The 17,484-nt window shown below is 41.6% G+C and carries 18 protein-coding genes and 2 pseudogenes; 16 read left to right on the forward strand and 4 right to left on the reverse strand.

Annotated elements, in window-relative coordinates:
- Nucleotides 1-57: 57 nt before the first annotated feature.
- Nucleotides 58-1,302, forward strand: coding sequence for a carbohydrate-binding domain-containing protein (locus ACVR1I_RS01370; protein WP_447442253.1), 1,245 nt, complete (start codon nt 58-60; stop codon nt 1,300-1,302).
- A gap of 40 nt (nt 1,303-1,342) precedes the next feature.
- Here ACVR1I_RS01370 and ACVR1I_RS01375 read toward each other — a convergent pair whose 3' ends face one another.
- Nucleotides 1,343-2,158 carry a Cof-type HAD-IIB family hydrolase gene (locus tag ACVR1I_RS01375; protein WP_447442254.1) on the reverse strand — a complete coding sequence of 272 codons (816 nt, stop codon included), beginning with the start codon at nt 2,156-2,158 and terminating at the stop codon, nt 1,343-1,345.
- Between the two features lie 232 nt (nt 2,159-2,390).
- On the opposite strand from ACVR1I_RS01375, the gene ACVR1I_RS01380 reads away from it, so the two are divergent.
- The 4 genes from ACVR1I_RS01380 (at nt 2,391) to lytR (ending at nt 5,966) form a co-directional block, all read left to right on the forward strand.
- On the forward strand, nt 2,391-3,839 hold the full coding sequence (locus tag ACVR1I_RS01380; RefSeq protein WP_447442255.1) for an NCS2 family permease: 1,449 nt from the start codon (nt 2,391-2,393) through the stop codon (nt 3,837-3,839).
- 74 nt (nt 3,840-3,913) lie between these two features.
- Complete coding sequence (gene tsaE / locus ACVR1I_RS01385; RefSeq protein ID WP_447442256.1) at nt 3,914-4,351, forward strand: tRNA (adenosine(37)-N6)-threonylcarbamoyltransferase complex ATPase subunit type 1 TsaE; 438 nt, start codon at nt 3,914-3,916, stop codon at nt 4,349-4,351.
- A complete protein-coding gene (locus tag ACVR1I_RS01390; protein WP_447442257.1) occupies nt 4,348-4,884 on the forward strand; it encodes a GNAT family N-acetyltransferase in 537 nt (178 codons plus the stop codon). The genes tsaE and ACVR1I_RS01390 overlap by 4 nt, the downstream gene beginning before the upstream one ends.
- On the forward strand, nt 4,881-5,966 hold the full coding sequence (lytR, locus tag ACVR1I_RS01395; RefSeq protein ID WP_447442258.1) for a glycopolymer--peptidoglycan transferase LytR: 1,086 nt from the start codon (nt 4,881-4,883) through the stop codon (nt 5,964-5,966). Before ACVR1I_RS01390 ends, lytR begins: the two co-directional genes overlap by 4 nt.
- A 30-nt stretch (nt 5,967-5,996) precedes the next feature.
- On the opposite strand, the gene ACVR1I_RS01400 is transcribed toward lytR, so the two are convergent.
- Both ACVR1I_RS01400 and ACVR1I_RS01405 read right to left on the reverse strand, forming a co-directional pair.
- Complete coding sequence (locus ACVR1I_RS01400; RefSeq protein ID WP_447442259.1) at nt 5,997-6,302, reverse strand: hypothetical protein; 306 nt, start codon at nt 6,300-6,302, stop codon at nt 5,997-5,999.
- Nucleotides 6,299-6,718, reverse strand: a complete 420-nt coding sequence (locus tag ACVR1I_RS01405) for an HIT family protein (RefSeq protein WP_447442260.1) — start codon at nt 6,716-6,718, stop codon at nt 6,299-6,301. The genes ACVR1I_RS01400 and ACVR1I_RS01405 overlap by 4 nt, the downstream gene beginning before the upstream one ends.
- Before the next feature lie 63 nt (nt 6,719-6,781).
- Between ACVR1I_RS01405 and ACVR1I_RS01410 the strand changes: the two genes are divergently transcribed.
- The 11 genes and pseudogenes from ACVR1I_RS01410 to rbfA all read left to right on the forward strand — a co-directional run bounded on the left by ACVR1I_RS01410 (nt 6,782) and on the right by rbfA (nt 15,600).
- Complete coding sequence (locus tag ACVR1I_RS01410; protein ID WP_447442261.1) at nt 6,782-7,510, forward strand: ABC transporter ATP-binding protein; 729 nt, start codon at nt 6,782-6,784, stop codon at nt 7,508-7,510.
- Between the two features lie 2 nt (nt 7,511-7,512).
- Nucleotides 7,513-8,556 (forward strand): ABC transporter permease, encoded by a 1,044-nt coding sequence (locus tag ACVR1I_RS01415; RefSeq protein WP_447442262.1) that lies wholly within the window; start codon nt 7,513-7,515, stop codon nt 8,554-8,556.
- Between the two features lie 50 nt (nt 8,557-8,606).
- On the forward strand, nt 8,607-9,401 hold the full coding sequence (gene ccrZ, locus ACVR1I_RS01420) for a cell cycle regulator CcrZ (RefSeq protein WP_447442263.1): 795 nt from the start codon (nt 8,607-8,609) through the stop codon (nt 9,399-9,401).
- Nucleotides 9,398-10,036 (forward strand): tRNA (guanosine(46)-N7)-methyltransferase TrmB, encoded by a 639-nt coding sequence (gene trmB, locus ACVR1I_RS01425; RefSeq protein WP_447442264.1) that lies wholly within the window; start codon nt 9,398-9,400, stop codon nt 10,034-10,036. Before ccrZ ends, trmB begins: the two co-directional genes overlap by 4 nt.
- A gap of 127 nt (nt 10,037-10,163) precedes the next feature.
- Nucleotides 10,164-10,634 carry a ribosome maturation factor RimP gene (gene rimP / locus ACVR1I_RS01430; RefSeq protein ID WP_447442265.1) on the forward strand — a complete coding sequence of 157 codons (471 nt, stop codon included), beginning with the start codon at nt 10,164-10,166 and terminating at the stop codon, nt 10,632-10,634.
- Nucleotides 10,635-10,677: 43 nt separating this feature from the next.
- A complete protein-coding gene (nusA, locus tag ACVR1I_RS01435; protein ID WP_447442266.1) occupies nt 10,678-11,820 on the forward strand; it encodes a transcription termination factor NusA in 1,143 nt (380 codons plus the stop codon).
- 9 nt (nt 11,821-11,829) lie between these two features.
- Nucleotides 11,830-12,126 (forward strand): RNase P modulator RnpM, encoded by a 297-nt coding sequence (gene rnpM / locus ACVR1I_RS01440; RefSeq protein WP_447442267.1) that lies wholly within the window; start codon nt 11,830-11,832, stop codon nt 12,124-12,126.
- Nucleotides 12,083-12,421, forward strand: coding sequence for a YlxQ-related RNA-binding protein (locus tag ACVR1I_RS01445; protein ID WP_447442268.1), 339 nt, complete (start codon nt 12,083-12,085; stop codon nt 12,419-12,421). The genes rnpM and ACVR1I_RS01445 overlap by 44 nt, the downstream gene beginning before the upstream one ends.
- A gap of 53 nt (nt 12,422-12,474) precedes the next feature.
- Nucleotides 12,475-12,531, forward strand: a pseudogene (locus tag ACVR1I_RS01450) (hypothetical protein); the annotation flags it as partial.
- Nucleotides 12,532-13,002: 471 nt separating this feature from the next.
- A pseudogene (gene infB / locus ACVR1I_RS01455) lies at nt 13,003-15,183 on the forward strand (translation initiation factor IF-2); the annotation flags it as partial.
- A 63-nt stretch (nt 15,184-15,246) separates the two neighbouring features.
- Nucleotides 15,247-15,600, forward strand: coding sequence for a 30S ribosome-binding factor RbfA (gene rbfA, locus ACVR1I_RS01460; protein WP_447442269.1), 354 nt, complete (start codon nt 15,247-15,249; stop codon nt 15,598-15,600).
- A gap of 82 nt (nt 15,601-15,682) precedes the next feature.
- Here rbfA and spxB read toward each other — a convergent pair whose 3' ends face one another.
- The gene (spxB, locus tag ACVR1I_RS01465; protein WP_447442270.1) at nt 15,683-17,464 is read right to left on the reverse strand and encodes a pyruvate oxidase; all 1,782 of its coding nucleotides are present in this window, start codon (nt 17,462-17,464) and stop codon (nt 15,683-15,685) included.
- Nucleotides 17,465-17,484: the final 20 nt, after the last annotated feature.

Consider the following 17,484-nt stretch of genomic DNA (forward strand, 5'->3'; position numbering starts at 1 on the left):
GGGAGCAGGTTAACAGAAAGGGACAGTCTTTGAAAATGAGACTGATTTAAAAAAGGAATGAAGAACAAAAACAATAGAAATTCCAATTTAAAAAAGGTTGGGATAAGTAGTATTATTTTAGCGAGTATGGTTTTAGGAGCTTGTAGCAAAACGAGTGCAAGTAGTTCGTATACAGCGACTTCGAGTTCATCAATGGTCACTTCAAAAACGAGTTCAAGCACTGGGGAGACAGCAACGACTTCTGAGTATTTTTCAGAGAGTGATCTGGATGCTAGCTACGATACATCAACAGCTTCAACGATTTCGTTATCAGGTTCGAGTGCCACAGTTTCTGGGGAAGGAGTAAGTGTATCAGGTTCGACGGTGACTATTAGCGCAGCAGGAACCTATGTGGTATCTGGTAGTGCAACAAATGTCCAAATTGTAGTTGCTGCAGCAGACAGCGATAAGGTCCAACTCGTCTTTGAAAACGTCAGTATGACAGGAGACAAGGCGGCCATCAATGTGCAAGAAGCGGATAAGGTCACCATAACCTTAGCAGAAGGAAGCAAGAATACGATTGCAGACTCTTCTTCAAATACAGATGCCGATATCGACGCAGCTATTTATTCAGCCAGTGATTTGGTTATTAATGGTAGTGGTAGTCTGACGGTTGAAGGGAATTACAATAATGCGATTGAATCCAATGATGATATGAAAATTACAGGTGGAACCATAACTATTACGGCATTCGGTCACGGAATCAATGCCAATGATGCGTTGAACATTACAAATGCCACACTGGATATTACAGCAAGTGAGGATGGACTTCATGCAGACAATGACGAGGATACCAGTCTAGGGAATCTCTATATTAGTGACGCAACGATATCACTATCTGTAGGTGACGATGCTGTACATGCTTCCAATAGTCTTGTGATTGACAGTGGAGAGATTACAGTGACTCAAAGTACGGAAGGACTTGAAGGGACTAATGTGACCATTAATGGTGGAACGATTCAGGTGTACGCGACGGATGATGGATTGAATGCTGCTAGTGATGTGTCTGGGGCTGATATCTTTATTAGAATCACCGGTGGGGATATCTCAGTTGAGATGGCTCAAGGGGATACGGATGCCATTGATTCAAATGGAGACATCTATGTTTCAGGTGGCAATATTAACATCACTGCCCAATCTGGTTTTGATTATGATGGTGTCGCTGAATTTACAGGAGGAAGCATTATTCTAAATGGACAAGAGCAAACAAGTATTGTCTCCAATGGTCCAGGTGCTGGAGGAGGTCGACCAGGAGCGTTTTAAAAAAGACAGGTTTTACCCTGTCTTTTATTATGTTGATATATTATAAGAAGATTTTCTCTAACTCTTTAGCAACACCGTCTTCTGTATTACTGAATTCTGTTATGTGGTCAGCGTAAGGCAAAAGTATAGGATTGGCATTTTTCATGGCATAGGCTGTTCCTGCAAATTGCAGCATTTGTGTATCGTTTTGTTCGTCTCCAAAAGCGATCAAATCATTAGGGCTGGCTTGGTACAAATCAAGGAGATAGTTCAAAGCAAAAGCCTTGGTAACACCTTTAGCACAGGTTTCCAAAATATTTAAGGGACCACCCCAGGTATTGATTTCCAATTCATTTTTGAAATAGCCCCTCATTTCTTCAGCGAGTGCGAATTTGTCTGCTGCTCTGGTTTGCATCAAGATCGAATGTGGATCCTTGGTGACTTGTTTCATATCAACCAAGGTTTCTGGTGTAATAGCTTCAACGCCCATTAAACGAGGGTCGATGCGATCTAAGTGTGTTTGGGTGATGAAAAATTTCTTTTTGTATTCGCCAGCGATGAAATCTGCTTGGAAACGTTCCTCCGCTTGTAGAAATTCGATAAAATATTCCTTTTCAATCAAAACACTTTTTTCCCATTTCCAATTTTTATTTGGAATATGTGTGAGAGAGCCGTTGAAATTGATCATGGGGGTATCGAGTTGGAGCTGCTGGTAGAAATCCTTTGCCATGCGGTAAGGGCGACCGGTAGCGATGATAACAGTATGGCCTGCTTCTCGTATTTTTTGAATGGTGTCTACGGTATAGGAAGACAATTTGCCTTCTTCATTTAGTAAAGTGCCATCTAAATCGATGGCAATTAGTTTTTTCTCTTTCATTGGGACTCCTTTTTCTGTAACTCTTTCAGTATAGCAAAAAGCAGGTTTGGAAGCAAAATAAAACTAGAAGTAGGGAAAATCATAGAAGAATGTTCGGTTTTTGCTTGTGTTTTTTCTCTAAATTTGATTTTTTTTACTGAATAAATCGTTTTCCTTTGTATTTCATTTGAAAAATGAATTTTTTCATTTATAATCAAAGTATCGTTCGTAAATAAAGGAGTTTTAACGAAAAATGGATCAATTTTTTAAATTGAAAGAACATGGAACGTCTGTTTCCACTGAAATTATGGCTGGGATTACAACCTTCTTTGCCATGTCTTATATCTTGTTTGTCAACCCGTCTATTTTGAGTGCTGCAGGCATGCCAACTCAAGCTGTTTTCTTAGCAACCATTATTGCAACTGTTATTTCAACATTGATTATGGGCTTGTTTGCCAATGTTCCTTATGCCCTTGCACCGGGTATGGGGTTGAATGCTTTCTTTACCTATACCGTCGTGTTTGGACTTGGATTTACCTGGCAGGAAGCTTTAGCTATGGTCTTTATCTGTGGTTTGTTTAATGTTTTGATTACCGTAACTAAGTTCCGTAAAAGCATCATCAAATCGATTCCGGTTAGCTTGCAACATGCAATCGGTGGTGGTATCGGTGTCTTTGTGGCTTATCTTGGTTTTAAAAATGCGGATATCATTGATTTCTCATTGTCAGCAGGAAATATTGTGTCCATCAACGGGGCTGCACCTGAAGCGGCGGATTTGTCACAAGGTGTTCAATCCATCGCCGCAAATGGTGGTGTGGTACCGGCTATTTCAACCTTTACCAACCCATCGGTGATTTTAGCGGTGATTGGTTTGTTCTTGACAGCCTTTTTGGTTATTAAAAATGTTCGTGGTGCGATTTTAATTGGGATTGTTGCAACAACACTTTTGGGGATTCCGATGGGCGTTGTTGACCTCTCTACTATTAGTTTTTCAAATAATCTTGGTTCAGCCTTTGCTGAGTTGGGAACAACCTTCCTTGCAGCTTTTGATGGAATGGCCTCTCTCTTTAGCGATACCAGCAAGTTGCCTCTTGTCTTAATGACCATTTTTGCTTTCAGTTTGTCAGATACCTTTGATACGCTTGGAACCTTTATTGGTACTGGTCGTAAAACAGGCATTTTCTCTGCAGAAGATGAAGCAGCGCTTGAAAACTCAACTGGATTCAACTCAAAAATGGACCGCGCTCTTTTTGCGGATGCCATTGGAACATCAATCGGTGCCTTATTCGGAACTTCTAATACGACAACCTACGTTGAATCTGCAGCAGGGATTGCGGAAGGTGGCCGGACTGGTTTGACAGCTGTATCAACTGCAGTTTGCTTCCTACTCTCAGTCCTCTTGTTGCCAGTTATTGGAATTGTCCCAGCAGCTGCTACTGCACCAGCTCTGATCATTGTCGGGGTGATGATGGTTTCTTCCTTCCTTGATGTGGATTGGAGCAAGTTTGAAGATGCACTTCCAGCCTTCTTTGCAGCCTTCTTTATGGCGCTTTGCTACTCTATCTCGTACGGTATTGCAGCGGCATTTATCTTCTATTGCTTGGTAAAAATTGCAACTGGAAAAGCAAAAGAAGTGCACCCGATTTTGTGGGGAGCTACGGCTTTGTTTATCCTAAACTTTATCATTTTAGCTATTTTGTAATGCACATAAAGACTAGGGAATCCTAGTCTTTTTTATCATGACAAATCGCTTTGCCTTATGGTATAATGATTGACATGTATAGTCAAAATGAATCAGAATTGATGGTGATTGGTCAAAAAATTGGCCATCTATTGCAAAAACGAGATGTCTTGGTATTGTCGGGAAATTTAGGAGCTGGCAAGACGACTCTGACAAAAGGAATTGCAAAAGGTTTAGAAATTGACCAGATGATTAAAAGTCCAACCTATACCATTGTTCGAGAGTATGAGGGACGGGTACCACTCTATCACTTAGACGTATATCGTATTGGTGATGATCCAGATTCGATTGATTTGGATGATTTTCTCTTTGGAGAAGGCGTCACAGTCATTGAGTGGGGAGAGTTACTGGAGCCAAGTTTATTAGGAGACTATTTGCAGGTTTCTCTACAAGTATCTGGGGAAGGACGGTTGCTCGAATTAACTGCTCACGGTCATCGCTCAGAACAACTCAAAAAGGACATATTGGAATGAAAATAGAATACGAAGTTCGTTTTGAAGAAGCCCAAAGCGCAGATGCTCCGTTTATCCTGAATCTGCTTCAACAGGTGCAAAAAGAATCAGATTTCTTAATATATAATGATGCTATGTCGGCTATGGATATTGGAGTTTTTGCTAGCAGTCTGCAAGAACAGTATGAAGCAGAAGACCGATTCTGCTTGTTAGCAAAGATTGAGCAACAGGTCATTGGTGTGATCAATATCATGACAGAGCGACATTGTCAATTAAACCATATTGGTGATGTCTTTGTTGTAGTTTCAAAGGATTATTGGGGACAAGGAATTGGACGTATTCTACTAGAAGAATCCATTATTTGGGCTTCGTATTCAGGGATTATCCGTCGGTTGGAACTAACTGTGCAAGCTCGTAATCAACGGGCGGTTTCTCTTTATGAAAAAATGGGATTTGAAATAGAGGGCACTAAACAACGAGGCGCAAAAACAAAAGATGGGGACTTTCTGGACGTCTATATGATGAGTCGAATGATAGATGAGGATAAAGAATGAAAATCGGGAAAAAAATAGTATTGATGTTGATGGCTATCCTCTTGCTTTCAGCGGGAGCGGTTGTTGTATATAGTAAGAGTCTCTTGAGTTATTCAGACAACGCTTTTTCAAAGACCTATCGTAGACTTGGAAACGACGATGGAGACAAGGAAGATGTGATTAAAGCAACGAAGCCGTTTTCTATTTTGTTAATGGGGGTCGATGTAGATTTGGCTACCAGAGGTGGAGGCTGGGAAGGTCGAAGTGATTCGATGATTCTGGTCACAGTTAATCCCAATACTAAAAAAACGGTTATGATGAGTTTGACCAGGGATACGATGGTTGAAATCGCTAATCCAGATGGAACATCTAGCGGAACCGTTGAAAAGTTAAATCATTCCTATGCCTACGGGCAAGCACCGATGGCGATGGCGACTGTTGAAAAAATGATGGACATCAATATAGATCATTACATTCAAATCAATATGGATGGTCTTATGAGCCTGGTCGATGCCTTGGGAGGCATTACAGTCAATAATACCTTGGGCTTTCCTATCTCCATTTCTGCCCAAGAACCTGATTACACTTCAGTTGTTCAACCAGGTAAGCAACACATAAATGGGAAGCAAGCCTTGGTATATGCCCGTATGCGGTATGATGATCCAGAAGGTGATATTGGGCGTCAAAAACGCCAACGTGAAGTTATTGAAGCGATTGTTACCAAATTGTTAAAATTAGATGGGTTTACACAGTACAAAGGCATCTTAGATGCACTGTCTGATAATATGCAAACGGATATCGAGATTTCGGCAGGGACCATTCCTTCTTTATTGGGCTATAAGGACTCGCTGGATACACTTGAATCCTATCAGCTGACAGGTGATGGACAAATGGTAAATGAAGTATATTATAGTATTCCGACGAGTGAGCATTTATTAGAAATGCAAAATGTTCTAAAAGAATCATTGGAATTGCCAACCTCAGTTGAATTAAAAACCAATGCCAATGTATATGAAAAAGTATTTGGTGGTGGCAGTTCAATTACGGTTCTTGATCCTTATACAACTTACCCAGGATCAACCAGCGAATCGTATTCAGAATAAAAATAAAGAGAGGACTTCCTCTCTTTATTTTTATTCACTTTCTTTATCTGGGGACGTATATTTTTCTTGGATTTTTTTGATTTCTTTAAGACGGACTTGACTTTCTTCTTGAAAGACTTTGGATTTGTATTGCAATTCTTCGGCCATTTCTTGAATGGGCTCTTTGTAACTTTGGATGATTGCCAATTTTTCTTGAATCGTTTGGTAGCTGGTTTTAGCCTCTTTTAAGAAGTTTTGCGTTTCAGATAATTCTTCTTGAATCTTCTTTCTGTGAGAAACGGCAAGATATGCAAGGGCGGCGCTGGTTCCTGTTAGCAGGAGGTTGGTTAATTTCATGCGGATTCTCCTAGATATAGTTGAGTGGCTAAGTCTGATAAGGCAGCAAAATCAGGCTCATGAGCAGTAAATTGAATCGCTAATTCATCTGTTTCATCAAAGCGAGGAAGCAGATGAATGTGGGTATGAAAAACCGTCTGGCCAGCGGCTTCTTCATTGTTGTTGATGATATTGACACCGTTGGCTCCGAGTGTTTCTTTTAGGTGCTGAGCGATTTTTGGTACAGGAGAAAAGAGCTCACTGGCTGCTGTTTCAGTCATTTCTAGAACATTTCGATAGTGTTTTTTTGGAATGACGAGCGTATGCCCCTTGGTTACTTGGGTAATATCTAGAAAAGCCAAGACTTTGTCATCTTCGTAGACCTTAGAAGATGGAATCTCTCCAGCGACAATTTTACAAAAAATACAATCTGACATAAACAGCACCTCTTTATGGAATTTTTGATATAATTACATTATATCAAATTATCGGAGAAGTGTATGTTAGAAGTCAAAAAACTAACTGGTGGCTATGCCAATATTCTCGTTTTAAAAGATGTCTCGTTTGAAGTGAATGATGGGGAACTGGTTGGTCTGATTGGTCTAAATGGTGCAGGGAAATCAACGACGATTAAAGAAATCATCGGTCTATTAAGTCCTTATCAGGGAGAAATTCGGATTGATGGTAGTACCATACAAGCGTCTTCGGAAACCTATCGCAAGAAGATTGGCTTTATCCCCGAAACGCCTGTTTTGTATGAAGAATTGACACTGAAAGAACATTTGGAAGTGGTTGCTTTGGCCTACGATTTAAACTGGGATATCGCTTTTTCGCGTGCGGAACGTTTGTTGAAAATCTTTCGTCTGGATGAAAAATTAGAGTGGTTTCCTGTCCAATTTTCAAAGGGCATGAAGCAAAAGGTTATGATTATCTGTGCCTTAATGATTGAACCGCGGCTATTGATTGTTGATGAGCCGTTTTTAGGGCTGGATCCCATTGCTATTCAGGATTTGATTGATCTGTTGGCAGAAGCCAAAAGAGCGGGTGCTTCTATTTTGATGTCTACTCATGTGTTGGATTCTGCTGAAAAAATGTGTGATCGTTTTATCATTCTGCACAAGGGACAAGTATTGGCTGATGGGGATTTACAAGCATTGCGACAGCAATTTGGAAGCCCATCTGCTAGTTTAAATGATATTTACTTAGCCCTGACGAGAGAAGAGGGCTAGGCATGCAGGAAATCTTTCGAAAAAGACGACAGGAGTTTCTTTTACGCTGTCTCAAATACAGTCGCTATGTAATGAACGACCATTTTGTCTTAGTTCTCTTAGTATTTATCGGTTTTTTATCTTTGCAATACCGTGAATTATTGCTTCATTTCCCAGAAAATCCATGGGGAGTTTATGTCTTGTTGGCTGGTATAACAGTGTTGCTCTTTTTTGCAGGACAGACAGCTACCTATCTAGAGGCAGCCGACCAGCAATTTTTATTAGTGAAAGAAAAAGAGGTTACTAGTTGGGTTCAAGCAGCTCGCAATCGACAATTTCTTATCTGGGCAAGTGTTCAGTTATTGGGGCAAGTATTGTTGTTGCCTCTCTACGAAAAATTAGGCCTGCCATTTATTGGATTTGTCTTGTTTGTGCTGGTGTTGACTCTTAGTAAAAAAATGCTCCTTCAAGGACAGGCGAACAAGTTTGTCTCAAATGGAAGTTTGGACTGGGCTGGCCTCATTCAGGCAGAGGAAAAACGCAAACAAGGAATACTGCAGTTTTTCGCGCTCTTTACCAAGGTTAAGGGAATCACAACTAGTGTCAAACGCCGTGCGTATTTAGATGGGCTTTTGCCTCGTGTTCGACACCAAAGAGGAACTTGGAACTACCTTTATGCTAGAGCTTTCCTGCGTTCAGGGGACTTTCTAGGGCTGAGCATACGGTTAACGGTGCTGAGTACCATCTGTTTGATCAGTATTCAACTATCTTGGTTGGCCATTGGTTTGGCATTTTTGTTTCAGTATTTGTTGTTGTTTCAACTATTGGCTCTGTTTAGCGTCTATGATTACCAGTCGATGGCCCGTTTGTATCCCCTATCCCTATCTGCAAAAATCAAGTCCTTTCAAACTGTTTTAAAAAACGTGCTTTATGTGATTTCAGGGCTGCACTCTATCATTGGATTGTTTTTTGTGACGGAGAAGTTTTATGTCATCGGCCTTCCTTTTTTTACCATATTTTTGTGTGAAATCTATTTACCAATAAAAGCAAAGAAATTGATTGACTAAAGTGTTTAAAACTAGTAGAATAGTATAGAATTTTTAAAAGGAGGAAAGGCATGCAATTTGATACAAATGGCCTGCAACTACAATCAATCGCAGGGAATAGTGGAAAAGCATACAAGGGTCTTCGTTCAGATGGTACGCCGGTTTTTGTCAAATATGAAATGCCTCCAATCGTGTCTGCTTTAGCCAGAGAACAAATCACTCCACCCATTATTGCGACCAATCGTGAAGTTGGTGTGGGACAAAGGGTGGAACAAGAATGGCTAAATGGACGAACGCTTGAAAAAGCAGATATGGGTAAAAAACAAGTTCGCCAAATCCTTGTTCGTATGCATTTTTCACGTATCTTGCTCAATCAAGCCTTGCAATTAAATTACACCTACCAAGAGCCGAAAGATTTGGTTAAAAAATGGCAAGATGATGCACCAAATCGTCTTCGTCAAAACAGCTATTTGTTGGCGGTTTGTGATGATTTGCTTAACAATTTACCATCTTTTCATCAGGAAGTTGCTACTTTTGTTCACGGTGATTTGCACCATAAAAACTGGGTGGAAACGACCAGTGGACTGGTTTATTTAACAGACTGGGAGACGGCCTGTATCACCGATCGCATGATGGATGTGGCTTATCTGTTGACCCACTACATTCCTCGCTCCGGTTGGGAAGAGTGGTTAAAGTCTTATGGTTATAAGTACAACCGCGCTGTTCTTAGTAAAGTTTATTGGTATGGGCAGCTAGGTTATCTCAATCAAATTACAAAACATGTTGAAAGCTACGATATGGAGGCGGCCAATAAAGAAATTTATGCCCTTCGCCAATTTCGTGAGCGATTCTATAAGGAACTATGAGAGTTAGAAATCGAAAAGGAGCTGGGGATTTCCTTCGCAACAATCCCCAATATGTGATTTCCAATCCCGAAGAATGCAAAGGGCGCTGGTCAGAGATATTTGGCAACGACAATCCCATTCACATTGAAGTTGGGTCTGGTAAAGGTCGTTTCATTACAGGAATGGCCGTTCAAAATCCAACTATCAACTACATTGGGATTGATGTACAACAATCTGTCTTGAGCTATGCCCTTGATAAGGCGCTCGAAGCAGGCTTGCCCAATGTGAAATTGCTCTATGTAGACGGATCTAGTTTAACCAATTATTTTGATAATGGAGAAATTGATCGTCTCTACTTGAATTTTTCCGATCCATGGCCGAAAAAACGCCATATCAAGCGCCGCTTAACCTACAAGAGTTTCTTAGAAACCTATGAAGCGATTTTACCAGAAAAGGGAGAAATTCACTTCAAGACGGATAACCGTGGCCTCTTTGAATATAGTTTGGCTAGTTTTTCTCAGTATGGCATGATTCTGAATCAAGTATGGCTAGACCTTCATGCCAGTGATTTTGAAGGCAATATTATGACCGAATACGAAGAGAAATTCTCTAGTAAAGGCCAGCCGATTTATCGGGTGGAAGCACGGTTTGGATAAAGCCTGTTATTGTCAAGTATTTTTCTTTACAATCAAAGGGAAATATGCTATACTAGTAAAAAATAGATGAAAAGGGGGTTGGTCTTGTGCCAACCCTTTCAGCATTTTCATTTTAAAGGAGGTAGGTATGGCAACAATTGTTGAATTGGTGACAGAAGCCATCGTACCCGCTATTCAAGCTCCCTATGAACTAGTGGATGTCGAATACGGGAAAATGGGTGGTGATTTTGTTCTCTCTGTCTTTGTTGATAAAGAGGGAGGGATTTCTCTCAATGACACAGCAGAAATTTCGGAGTTAATCAGTCCTTTGCTAGACCAAATCAAACCGGATCCATTCCCAGAACAGTACATGTTGGAAGTGACCAGTCCTGGTTTGGAGCGACCGCTTAAAACAAAAGAAGCACTTGAAAAGGCTGTTGGTCAATACATCAACGTTAAACTCTATCAAGCGATTGATAAAATCAAAGTATTTGAGGGAACCCTACTCTCCTTTGATGGCGAAACCTTGCTGATAGAATACATGGATAAGACGCGTCAAAAAGAAGTGTCCATTCCCTATGCATCTGTTGCAAAAGCTCGCCTAGCGGTTAAATTATAAAAGAAGAAAAGAAAGGACCTTTTGCCAGCAAAAGGAATACATCATGAGTAAAGAAATGCTAGAAGCCTTCCGAATTTTAGAGGAAGACAAGGGTATAAAAAAAGAAGACATTATCGAAGCGGTGACAGAATCACTTCGTTCTGCTTACAAACGCCGTTATGGCCAATCTGAATCGGCAGCCATCGAATTTGATGAGAAAAAAGGTGATTTTCGTGTCTACACGGTTCGTGAAGTCGTTGATGAGGTCTTTGACAGTCGTCTAGAGATTTCGTTGAAAGATGCCCTAGCGATTTCATCTGCCTATGAATTAGGAGATAAGATCAAATTTGAAGAAGCACCTGGAGAGTTTGGACGGGTTGCAGCCCAATCAGCCAAACAAACTATTATGGAAAAAATGCGCAAGCAAACGCGTGCTATTACCTATAACACCTACAAAGAACATGAGAATGAAATCATGTCGGGAACGGTAGAGCGTTTTGACAATCGCTTTATCTATGTAAATTTAGGAACGATTGAAGCGCAGTTGTCTAAGCAGGACCAAATCCCTGGAGAAGTTTTCCAATCCCATGACCGTATCGAAGTCTATGTCTACAAGGTAGAAGACAACGGCCGTGGAGTCAATGTCTTTGTTAGTCGTAGTCACCCAGAGATGATCAAGCGTTTGATGGAACAAGAAATTCCAGAGGTTTATGACGGAACAGTTGAAATCATGAATGTGGCTCGTGAAGCAGGAGATCGCACGAAGATTTCTGTTCGCAGTCACAATCCAAATGTGGATGCCATTGGTACTATCGTTGGTCGTGGCGGAGCCAATATTAAAAAGATTACCAGCAAATTCCACCCAGCACGCTACGATGCTAAGTCTGATCGGATGATTCCAACTGAGGAAAATATCGATGTCATTGAGTGGGTTGCAGATCCAGCAGAATACATTTACAATGCCATTGCACCTGCTGAAGTAGACCAAGTTCTGTTTGATACAGAAGATGGCAAACACGCGACAGTTGTTGTGCCAGATAGCAAATTGTCCCTTGCAATTGGTCGTCGTGGTCAAAATGTCCGCTTGGCTGCTCACTTAACTGGCTTCCGCATTGATATCAAGTCCGCTTCAGAATTTGAAGCCATGGAAGCAGCACTATACGGAGATGTGACGGAAGAGACAGCAGAGGAAAGTCAAGAAGATTAAGGGGGCATTATGGCAAAAGCTAGAAAAATCCCATTAAGAAAGTCAGTTGTTTCTGGAGAGATTATTGACAAGCGAGACCTTCTCAGAATTGTAAAAAACAAGGACGGGCACATCTTTATAGATCCAACCGGGAAGGCAAACGGCCGTGGTGCTTATATTAAATTGTCTAATGAAGAGGCTCAACAAGCCCAAAAGAGACGGGTGTTTGATCGCTCTTTTAGCATGGAAGTACCGGCTGAGTTTTATGACGAATTGATTGCCTATGTTGACCACAAGGTCAAAAGGAGAGAGCTTGGACTCGAATAAGAAACAAAAAATATTGCAGTTACTCGGATTGGCCCAACGGGCCAATTGCCTAGTATCTGGTGAAGAATTTGTGGTAGAGGCCATCCGAAAAGGTCAGGCAAAGTTGGTGTTTTTAGCCAATGATGCTGCCCACAACTTAAGTAAAAAAGTAAGCGATAAGAGTCAGTCTTATCAGGTAGACGTTGTCACCGCGTTTTCAACGCTGGAATTAAGCACTGCTGTTGGCAAAAGCCGCAAGGCGATTGCCCTAACAGATGCTGGATTTACTAAGAAAATGAGGTCTATTATGGAATAGAACAGGAGGACAAGAAATTGTCTAAGAAGAGATTAAATGAAATCGCCCGTGAATTGGGCGTAGCCAGTAAAGAAGTTGTTGCCAAAGCACAGGAACTAGGTTTTGAAGTCAAAAGTCACGCTTCCAGTGTAGAGGAGGCGGCAGCAGCAAAAATTGCAGCTAGCTTCGGTTCCCCATCTGCTGAGAAAGCTAAAAGCCCTGCAAAAACTGCAACTTCAAAACCGGTTGAAGTAGAACCGGTAAAAAAAGAAGTTAAGAACGAACAACCGAAAGCAGAAAAAGTGGAACAGAAGGCGCCTGTTGCGCCAGCTGAGAAAGCAGTAACAGAAGCAAAACCAGCTCCTGTTCGGCCACAAAGTCGAAATTTTAAAGCAGAGCGTGAAGCGCGTGCAAAAGCAGAAGCTGAAAAAAGGGCTAAGCGTCAACAGCAAAAACCGAATCAAGAACAAGGGCGTGGGGAACGCCGTGATTTCCGTTCAAACAATCGCAATGAAAATAAACGTCGTAATGATCGAAATCGCGATAACCGTCCACAACAAGGACGCCGTGACCAGCAACAAGGCTATGGGCAACAACAGCGTCCAGCTGCTCCCAAAATTGATTTTAAGGCTCGGGCAGCAGCCTTAAAAGCAGAACAAAATGCAGAGTACGCTCGTGGTAGCGAAGAGCGTTTCCGTCAAGCTCAAGAAGCTAAGAAACAAAAACAGGTAAAACCAAAAGAAATCAAGTTTGAAGAACCGGTTATTGAAGTAAAACCAGTTGTTCAACCTCCTGTTGCAACTCCAGCAGTAGATACTCGTCGGAAGAAACAGGCCAAAGTCGATAAAAAACGCGAGTTTACAAACGATTTGGAAGATGGCCCACGCAAACAACAAAAGAATCGAAATAATCAAAATCAAGTGAGAAATCAAAGAAATAGTAACTGGAACAATAATAAAAAGAACAAACGAGGCAAGAATGCACCTGTGGCAAAACCTGTGACAGAGCGTAAGTTCCATGAATTGCCAACAGAATTAGAATACACACCAGGTATGACGGTTGCGGACATTGCAAAACGCATCAAACGCGAACCTGCTGAAATCGTTAAGAAACTCTTTATGATGGGTGTCATGGCGACACAAAACCAATCTTTGGATGGAGATACCATCGAATTGCTCTTGGTTGATTACGGTATTGAAGCCAAGGAAAAAGTTGAAGTAGACAATGCTGACATTGAGCGTTTCTTTGTCGAAGAAGGGTACCTCAATGAAGACCAATTAGTGGAACGTCCACCAGTTGTGACCATCATGGGACACGTTGACCACGGTAAAACAACGCTTTTGGACACCCTTCGGAATTCGCGTGTTGCAACTGGCGAGGCAGGGGGGATTACCCAGCATATCGGTGCCTACCAAATCGAAGAAAATGGCAAGAAAATTACCTTCTTGGATACACCAGGTCACGCGGCCTTCACCTCCATGCGGGCTCGTGGAGCTTCTGTCACTGACTTGACCATCTTGGTGGTTGCAGCAGATGATGGTGTTATGCCACAGACAATCGAGGCGATTAACCACTCAAAAGCTGCAGAAGTTCCAATCATTGTAGCCATCAACAAAATCGATAAACCAGGTGCAAACCCAGAACGTGTAATCGGTGAGTTGGCTGAACACGGTGTAATCTCAACTGCTTGGGGTGGTGAATCTGAGTTTGTTGAAATTTCAGCTAAATTCAATCAGAACATCGATGAGTTGTTGGAAACAGTACTCCTTGTAGCTGAAATTCAAGAGTTGAAGGCTGATCCAACTGTTCGTGCCATCGGTACGGTAATTGAAGCTCACTTGGACAAAGGAAAAGGTGCAGTTGCGACCCTTTTGGTCCAACAAGGTACCTTGAATGTACAAGATCCAATCGTTGTCGGAAATACCTTTGGACGTGTTCGTGCTATGACAAATGACCTTGGACGCCGTGTCAAGGTTGCGGGTCCATCGACACCAGTTTCCATCACTGGTTTAAACGAAACGCCGATGGCAGGGGACCACTTTGCGGTTTACGAAGATGAAAAATCAGCTCGTGCAGCTGGTGAAGAACGGGCGAAACGAGCACTTCTCAAGCAACGTCAGGCAACTCAACGTGTCAACCTTGAAAACCTCTTTGATACCCTTAAAGCTGGTGAAGTCAAATCTGTTAATGTGATTATCAAGGCAGACGTACAAGGTTCTGTTGAGGCCTTGGCTTCTTCTCTTATGAAGATCGATGTAGAAGGTGTAAAAGTGACTATCGTCCATTCGGCGGTTGGTGCTATCAATGAATCAGACATTACCTTGGCTGCAGCTTCAAATGCTTTGGTTATCGGCTTTAATGTTCGTCCGACCCCAATGGCTCGCCAACAAGCAGATGCTGATGAAGTTGAAATTCGTCTCCACAGCATTATCTACAAGGTGATCGAAGAAATGGAAGATGCCATGAAAGGTATGTTGGATCCTGAATTTGAAGAAAAAGTGATTGGTGAAGCAATTATCCGTGAGACCTTTAAAGTATCAAAAGTGGGAACTATCGGCGGCTTTATGGTAATCAATGGTAAAGTTACCCGTGACTCAAGTGTCCGTGTTATCCGTGACGGTGTGGTTGTTCACGATGGCAAATTGGTCAGCTTGAAACATTACAAGGATGATGTAAAAGAAGTCGGAAATGCCCAAGAGGGTGGTTTGATGATTGACAATTACAACGACTTGAAAGTGGATGATACTATCGAAGCCTACATCATGGAAGAAATTAAAAAATAAACGATTATAAAAAAGCTGAGAGGTCTCTCAGCTTTCCTTTTACAAGATTAGAAAGGAGCCATCATGGCCAATCATTTTCGTAGCGACCGTGTCGGTATGGAGATCAAACGGGAAGTCAATGACATTCTGCAAAAGAAAGTTCGTGACCCTCGTGTCCAAGGAGTGACGATTACAGATGTCCATATGACAGGTGATTTGTCACTAGCAAAAATCTACTATACCATCCACAGTACGCTAGCGTCTGACAATCAAAAAGCCCAAACTGGTTTGGAAAAAGCAACTGGTACTATCAAACGCGAATTGGGACGGAATTTGAAGTTATACAAAATTCCTGATTTGGCTTTTGAAAAAGATCAATCCATCGAGTATGGGAATAAGATTGATCAAATGCTGCGCGATTTAGAAAGCAAACAATAAAAAAGTAGCCTTAGGCTACTTTTTTTGATCGTAAAAATAACCCTCTCGATTGAGAGGGTTATTTGCTATTATAGCTATCGTCTTACTTGTAGTTACGAGACTCAAGGCCTTCTTCAGCAAGGTATTGGCTAAATGGTACCAATTCTTCTGCTTCGTATTTTTCACGGAAAGCAGCAATCTCTTCAGCAGAGTAGGCTTTTGGATCCAAACGAAGTTCAGGAGCTTCAACTGGGATTGGACGGTGTTGAGTGATGCGGGCATCAATCACGATTGTCTTACCAGCTTTATTGAGTTCAACTGCTTCTTTAACAACGGCATCAATATCTTCGATACGGTTAACAGTGAAACCGATAGCACCTTGTGCTTCAGCAATCATCTTGTAGTCAGGGTTAGTGAAGTCTACACCAAACAAGTGTTTGTTGGTATCTTCATACTTGTTCTTGATGAAGGCATATTCAGCGTTTGAGAAGACAACGTTGATAACTGGCAAGTTGTATTGAACGTTTGTAATCACGTCTGGGTAGCACATACCAAATGCGCCATCACCCATGATGTTCCATACTTGACGGTCTGGGTTGTCTTTTTTCGCAGCGATACCACCAGGAAGGGCAATACCCATTGTCGCAAACAATGGAGACGTACGCCACATGTTCTTAGGTGTCATGTGCAAGTGACGTGTAGAGGTTTGTGTAGAGTTACCGACGTCGATAGAGTAGATAGCATTCTCGTCAGCGTATTTGTTAATTGCATTGTATACTTGGTACAATTGCAATTCGCCTTCAGTTTTACCTTCAAGCTTGTTCATGTAATCGCGCCAGTTTTGGTTGTTCTTAACAGTTGCTCTCCACCATGGTGTTGATTCAACAGCATCAACTTTAGCAGTAATTGCTTTTGTTGCTTCCGCAACATCACCAAGGATAGAAGCATCAAGGGCATGACGTTTCCCAAGTTTGTAAGGATCGATATCTACTTGGATGAATTTTTCAACATTTTTGAAGGTATTGTATACTTCTGAGAATGGGAAGTTACAACCCATGAAGAGAACAGTATCTGCTTCAAAGATCACTTCGTTGGCTGGTTTCCAACCAACACGGTAAGCTGAACCAGTCAAGCCTTCGTAGCTCCATTCAAATGCTTCAAAGTTTTTACCAGTTGTAATGATTGGTGCTTTGATTTTACGAGATAATTCCGTTACCAATTCACCAGCACCAACACCACCAAAACCAGAATAGATTACTGGGCGTTTAGCCTTGTTCAAGATTTCAACGGCTTTATCGATTTCGACTTCGTTCAAAGCTGGTGCAACAAATGTACGATCGTATTGACCTGATCCGTAGTAAGAATCTGCATCGATTTCTTGGAAACCAAAGTTAACCGGGATTTCAACAACTGCAGGCCCTTTTTTAGCAATTGCTGCACGACAAGCCTCATCAATTACTTTTGGCAATTGTTCAGCATATGCAACACGTTTGTTGTAAACGGCAACACCATGGTACATTGGATTTTGGTTTAATTCTTGGAAAGCATCCATGTTCAATTCGTTGACAGGACGTGAACCTAAGATAGCTAACATCGGAGTAGCATCCATAGCTGCATCGTAAATTCCATTGATCAAATGTGTTGCACCTGGTCCACCAGAACCAACGCAGACCCCGATTGATCCACCGAATTTGCGTTGCATCAAAGCAGCAAGAGCACCAGTTTCTTCGTGGCGAACTTGTAAGAAGTTGATGTCCTTGTCTTCAGCTAAAGCGTCCATTAATGAGCTTAATGTTCCTGAAGGAATACCATAAATTGTATCAACGCCCCACGTTTTTAAGACGTTTAACATAGCTGCAGAAGCAGAAATTTTTCTTTGACTCATGAGAATGAAGTCCCCTTTTC

Source organism: Streptococcus cameli (assembly GCF_053207365.1).

What these genes read in the sequence shown, in the direction of transcription:
- ACVR1I_RS01380 (WP_447442255.1), top strand. Translation starts at nt 2,391, where the DNA reads ATGGATCAATTTTTTAAATTGAAAGAACATGGAACGTCTGTTTCCACT.
- ACVR1I_RS01390 (WP_447442257.1), top strand. Translation starts at nt 4,348, where the DNA reads ATGAAAATAGAATACGAAGTTCGTTTTGAAGAAGCCCAAAGCGCAGAT.
- rbfA (WP_447442269.1), top strand. Translation starts at nt 15,247, where the DNA reads ATGGCCAATCATTTTCGTAGCGACCGTGTCGGTATGGAGATCAAACGG.
- ACVR1I_RS01405 (WP_447442260.1), bottom strand. Translation starts at nt 6,718, where the DNA reads ATGTCAGATTGTATTTTTTGTAAAATTGTCGCTGGAGAGATTCCATCT.
- spxB (WP_447442270.1), bottom strand. Translation starts at nt 17,464, where the DNA reads ATGAGTCAAAGAAAAATTTCTGCTTCTGCAGCTATGTTAAACGTCTTA.
- ccrZ (WP_447442263.1), top strand. Translation starts at nt 8,607, where the DNA reads ATGCAATTTGATACAAATGGCCTGCAACTACAATCAATCGCAGGGAAT.
- ACVR1I_RS01375 (WP_447442254.1), bottom strand. Translation starts at nt 2,158, where the DNA reads ATGAAAGAGAAAAAACTAATTGCCATCGATTTAGATGGCACTTTACTA.
- rnpM (WP_447442267.1), top strand. Translation starts at nt 11,830, where the DNA reads ATGGCAAAAGCTAGAAAAATCCCATTAAGAAAGTCAGTTGTTTCTGGA.
- ACVR1I_RS01415 (WP_447442262.1), top strand. Translation starts at nt 7,513, where the DNA reads ATGCAGGAAATCTTTCGAAAAAGACGACAGGAGTTTCTTTTACGCTGT.
- tsaE (WP_447442256.1), top strand. Translation starts at nt 3,914, where the DNA reads ATGTATAGTCAAAATGAATCAGAATTGATGGTGATTGGTCAAAAAATT.
- rimP (WP_447442265.1), top strand. Translation starts at nt 10,164, where the DNA reads ATGGCAACAATTGTTGAATTGGTGACAGAAGCCATCGTACCCGCTATT.
- lytR (WP_447442258.1), top strand. Translation starts at nt 4,881, where the DNA reads ATGAAAATCGGGAAAAAAATAGTATTGATGTTGATGGCTATCCTCTTG.
- ACVR1I_RS01370 (WP_447442253.1), top strand. Translation starts at nt 58, where the DNA reads ATGAAGAACAAAAACAATAGAAATTCCAATTTAAAAAAGGTTGGGATA.
- ACVR1I_RS01400 (WP_447442259.1), bottom strand. Translation starts at nt 6,302, where the DNA reads ATGAAATTAACCAACCTCCTGCTAACAGGAACCAGCGCCGCCCTTGCA.
- ACVR1I_RS01410 (WP_447442261.1), top strand. Translation starts at nt 6,782, where the DNA reads ATGTTAGAAGTCAAAAAACTAACTGGTGGCTATGCCAATATTCTCGTT.
- trmB (WP_447442264.1), top strand. Translation starts at nt 9,398, where the DNA reads ATGAGAGTTAGAAATCGAAAAGGAGCTGGGGATTTCCTTCGCAACAAT.
- ACVR1I_RS01445 (WP_447442268.1), top strand. Translation starts at nt 12,083, where the DNA reads ATGTTGACCACAAGGTCAAAAGGAGAGAGCTTGGACTCGAATAAGAAA.
- nusA (WP_447442266.1), top strand. Translation starts at nt 10,678, where the DNA reads ATGAGTAAAGAAATGCTAGAAGCCTTCCGAATTTTAGAGGAAGACAAG.